We start from the raw sequence: 15,596 nt of genomic DNA on the forward strand, positions 1-15,596 counted from the left end.
TTCAACCTTGATGTTGTTGGAAATCCTGAAACCACGGCAAAAAATCAGGCTGAAATGGAGGCAGCAGGTTTATCACCGATACCTGTTTTCCACTGCGGGGAACCGTGGAAACTGCTAGATATACTTGTTTCGCGTTATACCCTTATCGGTCTTGGCGGTACTGTCGGCAAGCCATACCGGGTAAAAGAACGTTGGTTTCAGCAGGTTTTTACACGGCACCCGTTTCACTGGTTTCACGGCCTCGGGTTAGCCAACGACAGGCTTATCCGGCAGTTTCCGTTCCACTCTGCGGATTCGGTTTGGTGGGTATATAAGTTTAGAGATCGGCAAAAGAGGTTTGCGCCAGAGAAAGACCGTAAAGCTGAACAGGCTGCCAGGGTGAGGTATTTATTAGACTTGGAAAAAGAAGCTGGCCAGGGTTACCAGCAGGTATTTGGATTTTAGGGAGGCACGGGGATGGCTAAGGGCGACCGGGAAAATTTTAAGGCTGACACAGAAGACGGGTACACAAGAATAGCGGATTTACTCCTGGAAGCCCTGGCCATGGCAAAGTTGAACGGGGTGCAAAAGGGTATTTGCCTTTTCCTGTGGCGCCGTACCTACGGCTGGGACCAGAAGGAGGATCAGATTTCCTTAAAAGAGTTTGCCCAGGCTTGCGATACAAGTGAGCCGTACATATCCAGGCAGCTAAAACAGCTCATTCAATGGAAGGTAATAATCCGCACTTCGTATGAGCCTGGCAAAGTACCGGGGTATACCTTTAATACAAGGGTTGCACAATGGGATAAGGGTTGTATAAATGTACAAGGGTTATCCGAATGTGCAATACAAGGGTTGTACATATGTGCAAGGGTTAACCAAGACTCAGCCTTAGAGCCGCAAGGGATTGAGCTACCCCTATATACAGATCATAAACATATTAATAATAATAATAATGATCATGATAAAGCGGGCAAATCAGATTTATCCACAGGCAAGTTGGCCACAGAAGAAGATGGCCAAGACTCGAAAGAATTGTTTACCGTCTTTGAAAAAGAGTTTGGCCGGCCACTTTCGCCAATAGAATTTGAACAGATTAATCAATGGGTTGGTGAACATTCGGAACTGCTTGTCAGAGAGGCATTAAAACGAGCAGTTTTACTGGGCAAATTCAATTTTAAGTATATAGACAGCATCCTGCTCGAGTGGAAAAAGAATAACATCCAGACCATCCAGGCGGTACAGGATTATGATGCTGAGTTTGAAAAGAGGAAGGTGCAGGCTAGATCAAGGGATGGCCCGAAAAAAGGACAAGCCAGGGCACCTGATCCTGGTGAGATGAAGGAGAAAGAGTTTATTAGGGGCTTATATAACAAAGGGCTGCAGGACCCGGCTAAAGAGAAGAAAAAGGAGTTTATCAGGACTCTCTATCTTTAGCCTAAAGTTGGCCTAAAGAAAAATAACCTCATGAAAACAGGGGGAGAACATGCTATGACCAGGTTAAGTGAGCGCCAGGCCCGGCAGTTGGGAATAATCCCGGCGCTGGGGGAAAAGAAGAAATCGCATATTACAAGGGTTACGCTGCAACCTGTTCAGTGGGATGCTAAGACTTTCCCAGGGGGCATCTGGCTTCAGGTCCCGTTTGTACCTCCGTCACTCAACGAGTGGAAGAATTGGCACTGGGCAAAGCAGGGGAGGTACAAGAAGGACCTGATTAATGCTGTTAGCATGCTGGCACTGGCCTGGCGGCTGCCGAAGTTTGAGAATGCAACGGTCCAATTTGTTTACTATCACAGAACTAACCGCCGGCGCGATCCGGCTGATAATTACACTCCTAAATTCCTGATGGACGCCTTGGTCAAGGGCGGGATATTGGTTGATGACAATGGGGATCTGGTCAACGTTCCACCGGTTGATATGAAGTTGGATCCGGAGAGGCCGCGGACGGAGGTTTTTGTTTGGGGGAGAACATAGGAAGGGGCTATGTGATATGACCTACCATGACTACCTACGGGAAAATGTACTGGCCATACAAAGGCTGACCCATCGTGTCAGGCGGAGACTGTGGCTATCGAAGATGCTGGGGAAAATAGCAGGGATGTTTGGTTGATGCAAAAGGGGGGCTGATAATTGGGTGAAAAGCTTCAAATTGTGCGGTGTCCGCTGTGCGGTAGTTACACCGTAAAACAAGAATATGATTTCTGGAAGTGTCCTACCTGTGAGTGCGAGATATGGCCCCCTGAGAAAGAAGACAGTCCAGAAGAGTTAGCACGGGCTGCAAGGGCAGCCTATCAGGAAGATATGAGGGTAGGGTTCTTTGGTTTTGGTGGTAAGCGGTCCAGCGGTAGCCGGTGCAAAAGGTATGGGAATAAAAAAGTGGCAGCACCCCTGATTACCGGGCGGTATTATTTGGTATAAAAGGTATTGACTAAGGGGCGAACAGATGTTATATATAAAGTAGCTACCCGTCACTAAGTGGCGGGTATTTTTATAGAAAAAATTATTTTTAAATTTCAAACTTACTATGTGAAATAATAAAATTGGAGGTATTTTAAAATTAGTATTAAATATATTATCGGTTTTTTAATTATATTAATATCTTTGGGTTTTATTTCTCATGCAATTATTAGCGATTTCTATATTAATATAATAAAAGGAAGAATTAGAATAAAACAATTAATCCTAAATTTATTTACTTATATTAGGGAAGATCTTTACGAAGAGGTGTTTAAAGAGCGTTATGACCGTATATTTTATTTATTATTATTTGCATCATGTATTTTGTTATCTTTAGTTATGCATTATGATATATTTATTCAAGACCCTTTAACTGTTTTACTAGATGTTGTTAAATTTACTTTACTATGGGGTCTTTTGATATTAGTAATATTTATCTTATTAAGTAATATAACTTTTGATTTATCATATAGTACTTTATACGGTGTAATTCACTATAAAGTTATTTATATTTTAGTATCAACATTTTTGTATCAAATAGTTTTGTTGTATATGCTATCCGGATACCGTTTAGAATATGACTATGGACTTATATATTTTAGTATAATTATTATTGACAACATCGTTCTATTATTATTTATTGCAGTAGGCATATATAGAACTGTAACAAGGCCCCTAAGAAGATTAAGTCCCATAAGAAGATTGTTGGGAACTATAATATTACTATTTTTTTGGGAAATTATAATCATTTTAAATATGTCAGTATTTTTGATGTTAATAAATATTTATGATCCTAATTCTCTTAAATATGAAGGAGAAATATCTATTGTATCATTAGTTTATTTTGTTGTTACCACATTTGCATCGGTTGGCTATAACGATATTACACCTGCAACTAAAATTGCACAAATATATTCTGCAATTGTTTCACTTCTCGGTTATACCTATTCTATTGGTTTTGTAAGCATACTTATTGCTACTTTACTTGGAAATCATAAAATATTTAGTAGTTCTACTAAACATCGTTTTAAGCTGCATAAGCCGGATAAAGAAGCCATACATAAGTACTTTATTAAAAACCTCTAATATAAGGTTGTTTATTCATAACCATCTGTGAAATTTCTATTGTTTTAAAAAGAGCCCCCGGGCTCTTTTCTTATGCCTTTTTGAGGAGGATAAATAATGCCCGAAGCCAGCGGAATACCAGTTTACTGTGCATATGATGAAATTGCCGAGATAACTACCTTAGTCCCAAACCCGCGCAACCCAAACACCCACCCGGAGAAGCAGGTCCAGCTTCTCGCCAAGATAATCAAAAACCAGGGCTGGCGTGCACCAATAACCGTTTCTAACAGAAGCGGTTTTATTGTTCGCGGCCATGGGCGGTTACTAGCGGCGCAGCTCCTGGGTGTGGAGCAGGTACCAGTGGACCGGCAGGATTATGCTACTGAAGCTGAAGAATGGGCGGATCTCATAGCTGATAATAGAATAGCAGAACTGGCAGAGATGGATGACGCCTTATTAAAGGATCTCCTGGTAGATCTGAACGTAAGCGAATTTGATATTGAATTGACCGGTTTTTATGCTAAAGATATCGATCAGTTAATAGCCCAATTTCAACTGCCGGCTGAGATCCAGGAAGATGATTTTGACGCTGAGGCTGAGGCAGCAAAAATTAAGGATCCAATAACAAAGCCTGGAGATATATGGGCTCTCGGAAACCATAGGGTTATGTGTGGGGATGCAACAGCTCTCGCAGATGTAGAGAAACTGATGTGTGGGAAAACAGCAAATATGATTTTTACCGACCCACCTTACAATGTCGACTATACCGGCAAAACAGAGGAAGCATTAAAGATAAAAAATGACAAGATGAGAAATGAGGAGTTCTATAAATTCCTCTATGATTCATTCTTAAACATGTTTACATTTACCGTCCCAGGAGGGGCGGTTTATATTTGTCACGCTGACTCGGAGGGACTAAACTTCCGCAAAGCTTTAATAGAATCAGGATGGCTAATGAAGCAGTGCATTATCTGGGTCAAAAATTCTATTGTCATGGGGCGCCAGGATTATCATTGGCAGCATGAGCCGATCCTGTATGGATGGAAGCCTGGTTCATCTCATAATTGGTACAGCGGAAGAAAAGAGTCAACCGTATGGAACTTTGATAAACCTTTAAGAAATGCCGAACACCCAACAATGAAGCCTGTGGGTATTCCAGCTAAGGCTATTCAAAACTCCAGCAAACCGGGAGACATTGTATTAGACTTATTCGGGGGCTCGGGTTCAACGTTAATCGCCGCGGAGCAGACCGGACGGGTTTCTTATCTTATGGAAATAGATCCTATCTACTGCGATGTGATTATTTTAAGATGGGAGCAGTTTACCGGCTGTAAAGCTGAGAGACTAGGATTTGCTGCATAAATAGGGCAGGAGGACGCTACAAACGTCCTCCCATTGTGCCAGGATCACCCCTGGCGGGAGATAGAGGAACCTGCCCTTCTTCTATCTCCTTTTTCCATTTTAACGGAAAACAGGGGTGTAGGCAATGAAAAACACAAACAAATGTTCGCTAGTTGATCCGAAACAAATAATTGTGAATATCCAGGAGTCAAATTCAAAGTATAGGAAAGTAGTTCAGGCAGGAATAGCAAGGTGGATTAAAGATTTTCAAGAGGGACGCATAAAATTCAAGACAGTTGATGATTTAAAGAAGTTAATAGAAATGGATATCGTATTGCAAAAAAATGAGTATATAAACAACTTGAGGCTGGAGAGATTCGTTGACGTAGCGGGCGAAGATACTGAAAAAGATAGTCGGCTGATCTCTTTCTAATAATTCATAGTGAGCTGATGGTAGGTGGCTAGGGGTAAGTGGGATGATGTTAAAGCCTGTTTTCACGAAATAGAGAAGTGGCTCAAGCAGGGTCTTGTAGAGTACCAGATATTCAAAAACCTTGGAATAGGAAAGACCACCTGGGAGGCATATAAAAAGAAACATCCTGAACTTATTGAACTGCTTAAAAAGGGCAGGGAAATACAGATTAGCGAGGTTGAGAATGCCCTGTTTAAAAACGCGACAGGGTATTACTATTACGTTGATGAGGCAATAAAGGTCAAAGATCCCGATGGAGGGGAGCATGTTGAAAAAGTCAGACTCCAGAAGTTTAAGCCTCCTGAAACCGGGGCGATAGCATTTTTCCTGAAAAACAAGAACAAGCGGGATTGGGCTGACAATCCGCAGATGATAGATCTTAAGAAAGAAGAACTGGAAATACGAAAAGCAGAATCAGAGTTTAAGGCGTGGTGACATGGCAAAGTATGCAATACTAAAAAGCTTTTACGCATCCGAGGCTTGGCAAAAGTTCAGGCTGTTGATTATAAGCCAAAGGGGCCTAAGGTGTGAGTATTGCGGGCACCTGGTGACCAGGGTAAAAGAACTGACGCTGCATCACAAAATAGAGCTTACACCTGAGAATGTTCAAGACGTATTGATATCGCTTAATCCTGATAACGTACTGGTTGTCCACCATGAGTGCCACAACAGAATACATAAACGCTTTGGCTATCACCCGGAACACAATGTATTTGTTGTCTTCGGGCCACCGCTTTCGGGTAAGAGCTCATTTGTTCATGAATATATGAGCAGGGGTGATTTGGTTGTTGATATGGACCGGCTGTATCAAGCGGTCTCATTGCTGCCGGACTATGATAAACCGGATAATCTGCTGACCAATATCAGAGGTATACACAACTTACTTATTGACAACATCAAAACTAGATACGGCAAGTGGAATAAAGCTTGGGTGATTGGTGGCTATGCTGATAAGTACAAGAGGGAGAAGTTGGCCGATGACTTAGGGGCAGAGCTGATATTCTGCAATGTTAGCAAAGAGGAGTGCTTTAGTAGGCTTGAAGTAGATGAGGCCAGGAGATACCGGAAGGACGAGTGGCGCGGATATATTGAGAAATGGTTTAATGATTATGTTGCATAGCCCCCCCGACAACAATTTGAGGCGTCCGGCCTATGGACCGGTGGGGGAACCTCTTTAACACACAAACTAAAAATTTTGAAATTCGCTGGAGGTTTTTAGATCCATGTCAAAAGCCGAAGTTTATCAAAAAGAACTGCAAAAGCTTAGCGAGATATTTAAAGATGTTGAGCCCCCCAAAGCAAAGCTGGTTGAAGGCCTTATTGAGGACGCGGCTTTTCTCAAAGCTGAAAATTTTGCCCTGAAACAATCCATTACATTAACCGGTATGGTAAAGGTCCACCCACAGCACCCAGAGATTCAAAAAACGATCGAGGCCGCAAAGCAGTATCTTAGAAACACAGGAGTGTATGCTGTTGTTATCAAAACACTAAATGGCGTTCTAAATAAAAACATGATTGAAGATGAGGACGAATTGAGTGAGTTTGAATGATAACTAAATATAACGGTACTCACTCTTATTTACTGGAGTATATTTATAAGTGCAAAAACGGCGAGATATTAATCGGTCGCGAGTTAATGCAGATGCTAGACATCCTGCTAAACCATTTTAATAATCTCAGTATAATAGTAGATTTCAATGATGCTCACAAGCGGATCAAATTTATTGAAACACAGTGTAAGCACTATGAAGCTCCGTTCGCTGGGAAACCATTCATTCTTGAATTATTTCAAAAGGCATTTATCGAGGCTATTTATTGCTTCAAAATATATGATGATGAAATAGGCCAACTTGTCAGGCTGTATCAGGATATATTATTCTTGGTAGCGCGTAAATCAGGTAAAACTCCGCTAATATCCGCTATGGATCTTGCGGAGTTTTTTTGTGGGCCTGTTGGCATCAAGATTCTCTGCTCAAGCAATGATTATGAGCAGGCTGACCTCATGTTCCAGGCTATTAACGCTATGCGGGAAGAATCTCCAGCACTTAATAAGGTGACTCGAAAAAACATCAAGGGGATTTTCTTCGGCAACCCTAAAAAGCCAAAGATTGCGGGTAAATTTTCGTACAAAAATAAGGGTAATATCCGTAAAATCTCAGCAAAGACCGGTGCCAAAGAGGGCCGCAATATTGGTGTGGCCTCAGTTGATGAGGTGCATGAGCTAAAAGATAACACGTCGATCATGCCTATTCGGCAGGCTTTATCAACTCAGGATGAGCCGATATACTGTGAACTTACCACAGAAGGCATGGTAAATGAAGGTTACCTCGATGAACGCCTTAAAGAAGCCCGACAGGTTTTAAATGGAGAACTTGAAAGGCCACGGTGGCTAATATGGATTTACACACAAGATAGCGAAACGGAAATATGGCAGGATGAAAAGACCTGGGTTAAAAGCAACCCGGGTCTTGGTGTAATTAAGAAGTGGAGCTTTCTCCGCCAGATGGTTGAGGAAGCTAGAACTAGTAAGTCAACCAGGGCTTTTGTTCTGGCCAAGGATTTTAATATTAAGCAGAATAATGCAACAGCCTGGCTTACCCCAGAAGAGTATATAAACGAAGAGACTTATAATATAGAGGATTTTCGTGGGTGTATTGCTCTAGGAGCAGTTGACCTAGCTGAGACAACAGACCTTGCTTGTTCAAAGGCTTTAATAATGCGACCTAGCGACAATAAAAAATACATTCTTACTAAATACTTCATCCCAGAGAGCAAAATTGAAAAAGGCGAGCAGGAGGACAAGAAAAATTATCTCGAATGGGCTCGGCAAGGTCTTATTGAAGTATCTCCGGGCAACGAAAACGACTTCAGTAAAATAACTGCCTGGTACGTTTGGTTATATAAATTTCTCGGAATCAAGATGTTTAAAGTTGGATACGACAACGCTCTGGCAAAATACTGGGTCAAAGAGATGGAGGATATCGGCTTTGACATGGAGCGTGTACCACAGGAGAAAAATCACATGTCGGCGCCTATGAAACTTGTCGAAGCTGACCTGCAGAGCAAACTAATAAATTATAATAACAATTCTATTGACCGCTGGTGCCTCGGTAACACGGCCATGAAAATTGACAACCTGGGATTGATAATGCCGGTGAAAGTAAACGATTTAAAGAACCGCAGAATAGACGGAGCTGTAACTCTTATAATCGCCTACGCGATGTATATGCGGTACAGGACAGAATATCTGGAGTTAGTGAGGTGAGGAAGTGGCCCTAAAGGATTTTTTTAAGGTGATTTTTTCTAAGAACAATAAGCAGCAGCTGCAGTATGCTAAATTCTTAAATGGGCTCAGTCCAATCTTTAGCCAGTTTGGCCAGAACATATATGCTTCTGATGTGGTACAGATGTGTATTGACGTAATAGCTACAGAGTGCAGCAAGCTTATGCCAAAACATATCCGAACTGATAACAATGGAATGCAAGTAAACGTTAAAAGCAGCCTTAACAGGCTGTTTAAATTTGCCCCGAACACCCTTATGACAACCCGGGACTTTATTGAAAAAGTCATTTGGTTACTGTATATGAATTACAACGCTTTTATCTACCCGATGTATGAACAGGTGGCAGATGGCCGAGGAAATAACATCACTAACTTTATAGCCTTTTACCCATTGAATCCTACTCAGGTTGATTTTTTGCAGGATGAAACCGGTAAGCTGTTTGTAAAGTTTTATTTTATGAATGGTGATAACTTCACGCTGGCCTACTCAGATGTTATACACCTTCGCAAGAAGTTTTCGGTTAATGACATCATGGGTGGCGGTCTAAACGGTCAACCGGATAATGCTGCGCTGCTTAAGGTTCTTGAGATTAACGACACGGTATTACAGGGTCTAGGTAAGGCCATAAAAACAAGCTTATCAGTACGCGGTGTACTAAAAATAAATACCATGCTGGATGATGAAAAACAGCAAGCAGAGCGGGCAAGGTTTGAAAACGCAATTAAATCCAGCGATACAGGTATACTTCCGATGGACTTAAAAGGAGAGTACATCGATTTAAAGGTTGACCCTAAACTGCTTGATAAAGATACCTTGGAGTTTTTACAGGGTAAGGTCTTAAACTGGTACGGTGTATCGATCCCTATCTTAACCGGTGATTTCACTGACGAACAGTACCAGGCTTTCTATGAAAAAACCTTGGAGCCCGTAATCATAAGCCTAGGCCAAGCGTTCTCAAAGGCGGTATTTACTCAAAGGGAGCTTGATGTAGGAAACGAGATAGTGTTTTACCCTCAAATGCTTTTATTTACTAACACAAAAAATAAAATTGCCGTCGCTGACATTTTAGGGAACCGCGGGGCATTGACCAATAATGAATTACTAGCCTTATTTGGGTATCCCCCTTATCAGGGTGGGGATGTTCGTAATATGAGCCTTAACTATATCGATGTCTCTATTTCAAACGAGTATCAGCTAAAACGGGCTGGAATGAAAGAAACGGAGGTAAACAAAGATGAAGAAAAATAAAAAAAAGCTACCGGTTAAAAGTGAACCGGTAATACGCAGTTTTGGAATAGAAGATTTAAGAGCAGTAGATGAAGGGACATACATCGAAGGCCACCCCGCGGTATATGACCAGAAAGCTAATATCGGAAACTGGTTTTATGAAATCATTGAGCGCGGCGCCTTTGATGATTGTGACTTTGATGATGTACTATTTAGCGCTAATCATGGATGGATAGATAAGATACCCCTAGCCAGGAGCCGTAGAAATAACGGCAACTCAACAATGACGCTGGTTATTGACGAAAAGGGACTTTACATAAAAGCCAACCTTGATATCGAAGCAAATGCAGAGGCAAAAAGTCTTTACAGCGCCGTAAAGCGTGGAGACATCGATGGGATGTCTTTTATTTTTTATGTACAGGAAGAAAAGTGGGAAGATCTTGACAAGGACGTGCCTACAAGGCGTATTCAAAAAATCAAGAAAGTCCGTGAGGTAAGCGCTGTAAACTACCCGGCGTATACCGGCACTGACATAAACGCTCGGGACCAGGCCATGTTGGATAACGCGGCCAGGGTGTTGGAGAACGCCCGGTCAGAGTTGGAGAACTCTAAAAACGAGCTGGAGCGCGTCAAACTAAGAACCCAAATTCTGATGAAAGGTTAGGTGCAAAACATGAAAAAGAAACTTTTAGCCTTGCTTGCAAAGAAGGAAGCACGAAAGGCCGAACTTGGCACAAAAGCTAATGCGACTGAGGATATTGCAGAACTGAGAACTATCAACACAGAATTGGAAGCCATCAACATTGAAATTAATGAACTTCGCAGTATGATAGACTCTATTCCGGATGAGCCGGCGCCGGCCGCCGCTTCTGTTCCTGCTGAACCATCTGAGCAAAGGGGCGCTGCGCCTATCGGTGCAGCCAGGGTACTTAGCACATACGGTGTAGGTCAAGGCCAGAACGGTCAGGCTGCCGTCAGGACCGAGATAGAAGATCCGTATGGAACCCTCGAATACCGGACAGCGTTTATGAAGTTTGCCAAAACTGGCGAGATCACACCTGAGCTCCGGGCCGATGCTATGACCACTGTCGCTGACGTAAGCGCAGTAATCCCCAGCACCATCTTGAACGAGGTTATCAGGAAAGTAACTGAATACGGGCAAATTTTCAGCAGAGTACGGAAGCTAAGCATCAAAGGCGGTGTGACCGTTCCAATTTTGTCCCTTAAACCAACTGCAACATGGATCGGTGAATCCCCCACCTCCGATAAGCAGAAGGTTCAGGCCAATACGAATATCTCCTTCAGCTACTACGGCCTTGAATGCAAAGTCTCCACTTCTCTGCTGGCAGATACCGTAACCCTGACCGGCTTTGAGAGCACCATAACCGACCTGATTGTTGAGGCTATGGTACAGGGATTAGACATTGCAATAATCAAGGGAAACGGCACCGGCAAGTGCCTCGGTATTACCGTAGACACCAGAGTGCCAGCTGGGCAAATTGTAACCCTGTCCTCTGCTGACTTTGCAGATTGGAGCGCATGGAAGAAGAAGGTCTTTGCAAAAATGCCGCTAAAATACAAGGCGGGTGCATCCTTCTTCATGGCCAGCGGCACTTTTGAAGGGTACATCGACGGTATGGTTGATGCAAACGGTCAACCCATTGGTCGCATAAACTACGGCATCACCGATGGCCCGCAGGAACGCTTTGGCGGCAAAGAAGTCATACTAGTTGAAGATGACATCGTAGCCAATTACGACGATGCCGCTGTCGCTGACGTTGTGGCTGTATACTGCAATCTCAAAAACTATGGCCTCAATTCAAACATGCAGATGACCATGTTCAGGTATTTCGACCACGATACCAATGAGTGGATCGACAAAGCCATCCTCATCGTTGACGGAAAGCTTATTGATCCCAATGGTGTTGTTATCGTCAAGAAAGGCGCTTAAGAAGCTGGTATTTAAGAAGGCGGGAAAGAAAATAATCTTCCCGCCTTTAATAATACTGTTTGGTTTATGTTAAATATTCAAACAACAGGAGGTATTAACCCATGTATCCTTTCAATCATAAAATGGGCCAAAAGATTCAAACGGATGCCCCCGGCGTTTCTTTTGACCGGTCATTTCTAGCCCATTTCCAGGTGTCTGCTGCAAAAGCTGTGGCCGCAAGTAACACCGGTGTTCATGCTGCAATCTCGTTAACTGCTGAAGCTCAAGAAGTAAAAACCGGAATAACAAATCCAGCTGTACCGAGAAACATTATTATCAAAGGCAACGCTGCCGGCATTGTTGGGAACGTTACAATACATGGAACAAATTACGCTGGTGAAGTTATCTCTGAAGTTATTGCGCTGAACGGTTTAAATGCCGTTGAGGGCGCCAAAGCGTTTAAGACAGTTACACAGATTGACCTACCGGTCGAGACTCACGCGGGTACCGATACCGTAAGCGTTGGATGGGGTGATAAGCTGGGCCTGCCGTATAAGTTGGCTCACAATACTGTGATACCGGGAATGACATTTTTGAATAACACCCGGGAGGGTACTGAGCCCAGTGTAACGGTCAGCGTTGCAGCTATTGAGAGCAATACTATTGACCTAAACAGTGCCCTGAATGGTAACCAGGTAGATACTTATCTGGTTGTGTAGGTGATAGTAATGACAGACACTGAACTTCTTGGAAAGGTCAAGGAAGGGCTCGGCCTTTCCGGTGATCATATTAATCAGACCATTTTGCCTAAGGTGATTGCCGCAAAGCAGTATATGCTGAACGCTGGGGTAACAGCTGAACAGATAGAGACTGAGCTCGGTATTGCCACATTGACAGTTGGAGTTAATGACCTTTGGAACCTGACACCGGGAGAAGTAAAATTCAGTTCCGCTTTTAATATTTTATTAACTCAACTCGCGGTGGTGAGTTTACGGAATGAGTAGACGATTAACAAGGCTGCCTCATGGTATAACCATACAGCAGCCGGTTGAAACAATTGATCAATATAAAACTCCGGTCACTGAGTGGCAGGACTTTGCATCTGTTTTAGCGTCAGTTGAACCAATCAATGGCCGGGAATTTGTTTTATTAAAGAATACTACCTCTGAGCTTACGGTTAGGATTAGGATTTATTATTATCCTGGTATTACTACCGCAATGAGAGTGCTCTATGAAAATAGGGTATTTAATATTCAGTCAGTAATTGACTATAAAGAACTTCACCAAGAAATGCACTTGATGTGCTCCGAGGTGTTTAACAGTGAGTAACGATATGGACCTTTCTGTATGGGAAAAACGGCTTTTAAGAGTTGTTAGGGACACTGCGCCCAAGGAACACCGTAAAATAGTTAGAAAGGCCGGTAACTTGCTCCGGAAGAATGTAAGAAGGGAAACTGCAAAAGTAAATGGTGAACTCCGAAGGTCTTACAGAACTAAAACCAAGGAAGACACTGCAACCGTTTATACAGATAAGTTTTACGCAAAAATGGTTGAAGAGGGCCATGCAATAGTTCTAAGAAGAAATGGCGAAAAAGAAAAAGTCGGTTTTGTCCCCGGGAAATTCTATTTTAAAAAAGGACTTGATAAAACCGAAAAGGAGCTGCCGCAGTTATTAAAAGAGTTATTACATACTATTGGGAAGGGGCTGGGAATGGATGTTAGCGGCTAGTTTAGATGCGATAAGGGCACTTCTAAAAGCTAAATTTCCGAATATCACCCGGCTCTATGTAAACAGCGTTCCAGCTGGGTTTATTAGGCCCAGTTTTTTTATTGACCTGGTTACAGCAAGTAATGATGAACTATGCAAAGCCATGTACCAGTCCCGGCACACCTGGCAGATAGTCTATTTCGCCCCGGTAGATGCGGACGGGAACCCGGATAGGTTTAACCAGTATGGCGCCTCTGACACACTTAAAGCCGTGCTCATGGATGCAATGACTCTAACCAGCCCGGAGATAAAGAACGAGGCTGGGGAAGTGACCAGGCCAGCTGTCATTTATCACATCACGGAGGTTGAAGGTGGACCCAGGGACGCGGAAGTTTACATCACCTTACGCCTTGACGCCGAATGGACAAGGCCCAGTGAAACATACGACCTTATGCAGGACATCCAACACCTGCAGAGGATAGGTGAAATCATTCTGAATTAAGGAGGTAAAAGCATGGGACTTCCCAGTGTAACAATTACATTCCAATCCAAAGCCATAGCCGCCATTGAGCGCGGCGCGGTCGGGGTCCTGGCTGTTGTGCTCAAAGACGCCAGTGTGGCTGCCGGCGTAACAGAGATTGACCTGCTTGACGTAGGCGACATCCCGGAAACACTAAACACTGCAAACATAGAGTTTCTCGAGCAGGCTTTTATCGGTACCCCTAAAATGGTCAAGGCAGTGGTTATTCCGGCTGCGGCTGCCAACTATAATGATGCTCTAAACTACCTGGAGACCATTCTATGGAATATCGGCTGTATCCCGGGTATTGTGGACGATGATGTTGCCGCTATTGCAACCTGGGCTAAAGGCATGAGGGACACAAAAGAGCGTAAGATTATGATGGTCCTGCCAGGCAATGCCGCGGATCACGAGGCAGTTATTAACTTTGTAGTAGAAGATGGCGACGGAACTGCCGGCGAAGCTGCGGTTGGAGCCAGTAATTATACTGCAAGCGAGTACAGCGCCAGGATTGCCGGACTCATTGCAGGTCTGCCGCTGACAGTGGCGCCTACATACAGGGTACTGACCGAGGTTAGCGACGTGCCGCATTTGACTAAAGCCCAGGCGGATGCCAAAATCAATGCCGGCAAGCTGATCCTTTACCATGACGGTGAAAAGGTCAAGATTGCCCGCGGTGTTACTTCACTGACAACTACTACTGAGGAAAAGGGCGCCGACTGGAAAAAGATAAAAATTGTCCGGATCCTGGACATGGTCTACACAGATGTTAAATCTACTATTGAGGACCATTACATTGGAGCATACCAGAACAGCTACGAAAACAAGCTGCTCTTGATTGCAGCAATCAATGCTTATTATGAATTTCTCGAGCAGGAGCGCGTCCTTGATCCTGGCAAAAACAAGTGTGAGATTGATGTGGCCGCACAGAAGACTTATCTAAAGTCAATCGGAGAAGATGCTGACAACATGACAGTTCAGGAGATCAAAGAAGCCAATACCAGGGATAAGGTGTTTTTAGTTAGTACACTGAGGCCGTTGGATGCGATCGAAGATGTTAATTTGGTCATCAATCTGTAGGAGGTGGGACAGTTGCCATTACAAACAAAGCGTATTATAAACGGCACCTTTGGCGAGTTGTGGCTTGACGGAGAAAAAGTTTCCGAATGCTTTGGACTTAATGCCAAGGTGGATGTTGAAAAAGAAGATGTCCCGGTATGTGGTAAACTGGGCATTGATACTAAAATGCTTGGTTACAAAGGTAAGGGCAGTATTAAGCTTTATAAAGTAAACAGCCGTATGATACAAAAAATATCAGCTGATCTTAAAGCCGGAAATGATCTGAGATTCCAAATACTATCTGCTTTAAAAGACCCCGCGGCCTTTGGTTCTGAGCGTGTACTGATTAAAGATGCAAGCTTTGATGACCTGACCCTGGCCGACTGGGAAGCAAAGAAGAAAGGCGAAATCGAGGCGCCTTTTACTTTCACTGATTGGGAACCCATTGATACCATCAACCCAAAGGAGGACTAAGACATGGGCCAAACATTAGATATGCTGCTTGCGGCTGACCCGACAAAAATTAAGGATATTCCAACCGGTAAGGTTGAAAT

21 protein-coding genes are annotated in these 15,596 nt (G+C 43.3%); all 21 read left to right on the plus strand.

All coding sequences use genetic code 11. From position 1 onward, the window contains the following. Positions 1–444 (plus strand): hypothetical protein (locus tag NC238_14300; protein MCM1567077.1); only part of this gene is annotated, 444 nt, incomplete at its 5' end. 12 nt (positions 445–456) lie between these two features. Continuing rightward, positions 457–1,416 (plus strand): replication protein, encoded by a 960-nt coding sequence (locus NC238_14305; GenBank protein ID MCM1567078.1) that lies wholly within the window; start codon positions 457–459, stop codon positions 1,414–1,416. A 54-nt stretch (positions 1,417–1,470) separates the two neighbouring features. Further along, a complete protein-coding gene (locus NC238_14310; protein ID MCM1567079.1) occupies positions 1,471–1,953 on the plus strand; it encodes a hypothetical protein in 483 nt (160 codons plus the stop codon). Between the two features lie 156 nt (positions 1,954–2,109). Further along, positions 2,110–2,397: a hypothetical protein gene (locus NC238_14315; GenBank protein ID MCM1567080.1), complete on the plus strand. Its 288-nt coding sequence runs from the start codon at positions 2,110–2,112 to the stop codon at positions 2,395–2,397. 306 nt (positions 2,398–2,703) lie between these two features. Beyond that, complete coding sequence (locus NC238_14320; protein MCM1567081.1) at positions 2,704–3,522, plus strand: potassium channel family protein; 819 nt, start codon at positions 2,704–2,706, stop codon at positions 3,520–3,522. Between the two features lie 96 nt (positions 3,523–3,618). Further along, on the plus strand, positions 3,619–4,863 hold the full coding sequence (locus NC238_14325; GenBank protein MCM1567082.1) for a site-specific DNA-methyltransferase: 1,245 nt from the start codon (positions 3,619–3,621) through the stop codon (positions 4,861–4,863). Between the two features lie 124 nt (positions 4,864–4,987). After that, the gene (locus NC238_14330) at positions 4,988–5,275 is read left to right on the plus strand and encodes a hypothetical protein (GenBank protein ID MCM1567083.1); all 288 of its coding nucleotides are present in this window, start codon (positions 4,988–4,990) and stop codon (positions 5,273–5,275) included. A 24-nt stretch (positions 5,276–5,299) separates the two neighbouring features. Next, on the plus strand, positions 5,300–5,749 hold the full coding sequence (locus tag NC238_14335) for a transposase (GenBank protein MCM1567084.1): 450 nt from the start codon (positions 5,300–5,302) through the stop codon (positions 5,747–5,749). A gap of 112 nt (positions 5,750–5,861) precedes the next feature. Then, entirely contained in the window at positions 5,862–6,434 is a 573-nt protein-coding gene (locus NC238_14340; GenBank protein MCM1567085.1) for an ATP-binding protein, read from the plus strand. Positions 6,435–6,537: 103 nt separating this feature from the next. Next, on the plus strand, positions 6,538–6,864 hold the full coding sequence (locus NC238_14345; protein ID MCM1567086.1) for a hypothetical protein: 327 nt from the start codon (positions 6,538–6,540) through the stop codon (positions 6,862–6,864). Further along, on the plus strand, positions 6,861–8,579 hold the full coding sequence (locus NC238_14350) for a terminase large subunit (protein MCM1567087.1): 1,719 nt from the start codon (positions 6,861–6,863) through the stop codon (positions 8,577–8,579). The genes NC238_14345 and NC238_14350 overlap by 4 nt, the downstream gene beginning before the upstream one ends. Positions 8,580–8,583: 4 nt before the next feature. Next, positions 8,584–9,846: a phage portal protein gene (locus tag NC238_14355; protein ID MCM1567088.1), complete on the plus strand. Its 1,263-nt coding sequence runs from the start codon at positions 8,584–8,586 to the stop codon at positions 9,844–9,846. Beyond that, positions 9,833–10,489 carry an HK97 family phage prohead protease gene (locus NC238_14360; protein MCM1567089.1) on the plus strand — a complete coding sequence of 219 codons (657 nt, stop codon included), beginning with the start codon at positions 9,833–9,835 and terminating at the stop codon, positions 10,487–10,489. The genes NC238_14355 and NC238_14360 overlap by 14 nt, the downstream gene beginning before the upstream one ends. Positions 10,490–10,498: 9 nt before the next feature. Next, a complete protein-coding gene (locus NC238_14365) occupies positions 10,499–11,776 on the plus strand; it encodes a phage major capsid protein (protein MCM1567090.1) in 1,278 nt (425 codons plus the stop codon). Between the two features lie 101 nt (positions 11,777–11,877). Then, positions 11,878–12,474, plus strand: coding sequence for a hypothetical protein (locus NC238_14370; protein ID MCM1567091.1), 597 nt, complete (start codon positions 11,878–11,880; stop codon positions 12,472–12,474). 9 nt (positions 12,475–12,483) lie between these two features. Then, entirely contained in the window at positions 12,484–12,759 is a 276-nt protein-coding gene (locus NC238_14375) for a phage gp6-like head-tail connector protein (protein MCM1567092.1), read from the plus strand. Next, on the plus strand, positions 12,752–13,084 hold the full coding sequence (locus NC238_14380; protein ID MCM1567093.1) for a phage head closure protein: 333 nt from the start codon (positions 12,752–12,754) through the stop codon (positions 13,082–13,084). Before NC238_14375 ends, NC238_14380 begins: the two co-directional genes overlap by 8 nt. Next, positions 13,077–13,484, plus strand: a complete 408-nt coding sequence (locus NC238_14385; protein ID MCM1567094.1) for an HK97 gp10 family phage protein — start codon at positions 13,077–13,079, stop codon at positions 13,482–13,484. Before NC238_14380 ends, NC238_14385 begins: the two co-directional genes overlap by 8 nt. Next, positions 13,471–13,965: a hypothetical protein gene (locus NC238_14390; protein MCM1567095.1), complete on the plus strand. Its 495-nt coding sequence runs from the start codon at positions 13,471–13,473 to the stop codon at positions 13,963–13,965. The genes NC238_14385 and NC238_14390 overlap by 14 nt, the downstream gene beginning before the upstream one ends. A gap of 12 nt (positions 13,966–13,977) precedes the next feature. After that, positions 13,978–15,063, plus strand: a complete 1,086-nt coding sequence (locus NC238_14395; GenBank protein ID MCM1567096.1) for a phage tail sheath subtilisin-like domain-containing protein — start codon at positions 13,978–13,980, stop codon at positions 15,061–15,063. Between the two features lie 12 nt (positions 15,064–15,075). Then, on the plus strand, positions 15,076–15,516 hold the full coding sequence (locus tag NC238_14400; protein ID MCM1567097.1) for a phage tail tube protein: 441 nt from the start codon (positions 15,076–15,078) through the stop codon (positions 15,514–15,516). The last annotated feature ends 80 nt before the right edge of the window (positions 15,517–15,596 follow it).

Origin of the sequence: Dehalobacter sp., from assembly GCA_023667845.1 — a bacterium.
Taxonomy (GTDB): Bacteria; Bacillota; Desulfitobacteriia; order Desulfitobacteriales; family Syntrophobotulaceae; genus Dehalobacter.

Bases quoted from the DNA above. Each gene is read 5' to 3' on its own strand.
- NC238_14305 (MCM1567078.1), top strand. From the start codon at position 457: ATGGCTAAGGGCGACCGGGAAAATTTTAAGGCTGACACAGAAGACGGG.
- NC238_14310 (MCM1567079.1), top strand. From the start codon at position 1,471: ATGACCAGGTTAAGTGAGCGCCAGGCCCGGCAGTTGGGAATAATCCCG.
- NC238_14325 (MCM1567082.1), top strand. From the start codon at position 3,619: ATGCCCGAAGCCAGCGGAATACCAGTTTACTGTGCATATGATGAAATT.
- NC238_14330 (MCM1567083.1), top strand. From the start codon at position 4,988: ATGAAAAACACAAACAAATGTTCGCTAGTTGATCCGAAACAAATAATT.
- NC238_14345 (MCM1567086.1), top strand. From the start codon at position 6,538: ATGTCAAAAGCCGAAGTTTATCAAAAAGAACTGCAAAAGCTTAGCGAG.
- NC238_14350 (MCM1567087.1), top strand. From the start codon at position 6,861: ATGATAACTAAATATAACGGTACTCACTCTTATTTACTGGAGTATATT.
- NC238_14360 (MCM1567089.1), top strand. From the start codon at position 9,833: ATGAAGAAAAATAAAAAAAAGCTACCGGTTAAAAGTGAACCGGTAATA.
- NC238_14365 (MCM1567090.1), top strand. From the start codon at position 10,499: ATGAAAAAGAAACTTTTAGCCTTGCTTGCAAAGAAGGAAGCACGAAAG.
- NC238_14370 (MCM1567091.1), top strand. From the start codon at position 11,878: ATGTATCCTTTCAATCATAAAATGGGCCAAAAGATTCAAACGGATGCC.
- NC238_14375 (MCM1567092.1), top strand. From the start codon at position 12,484: ATGACAGACACTGAACTTCTTGGAAAGGTCAAGGAAGGGCTCGGCCTT.
- NC238_14380 (MCM1567093.1), top strand. From the start codon at position 12,752: ATGAGTAGACGATTAACAAGGCTGCCTCATGGTATAACCATACAGCAG.
- NC238_14390 (MCM1567095.1), top strand. From the start codon at position 13,471: ATGTTAGCGGCTAGTTTAGATGCGATAAGGGCACTTCTAAAAGCTAAA.
- NC238_14395 (MCM1567096.1), top strand. From the start codon at position 13,978: ATGGGACTTCCCAGTGTAACAATTACATTCCAATCCAAAGCCATAGCC.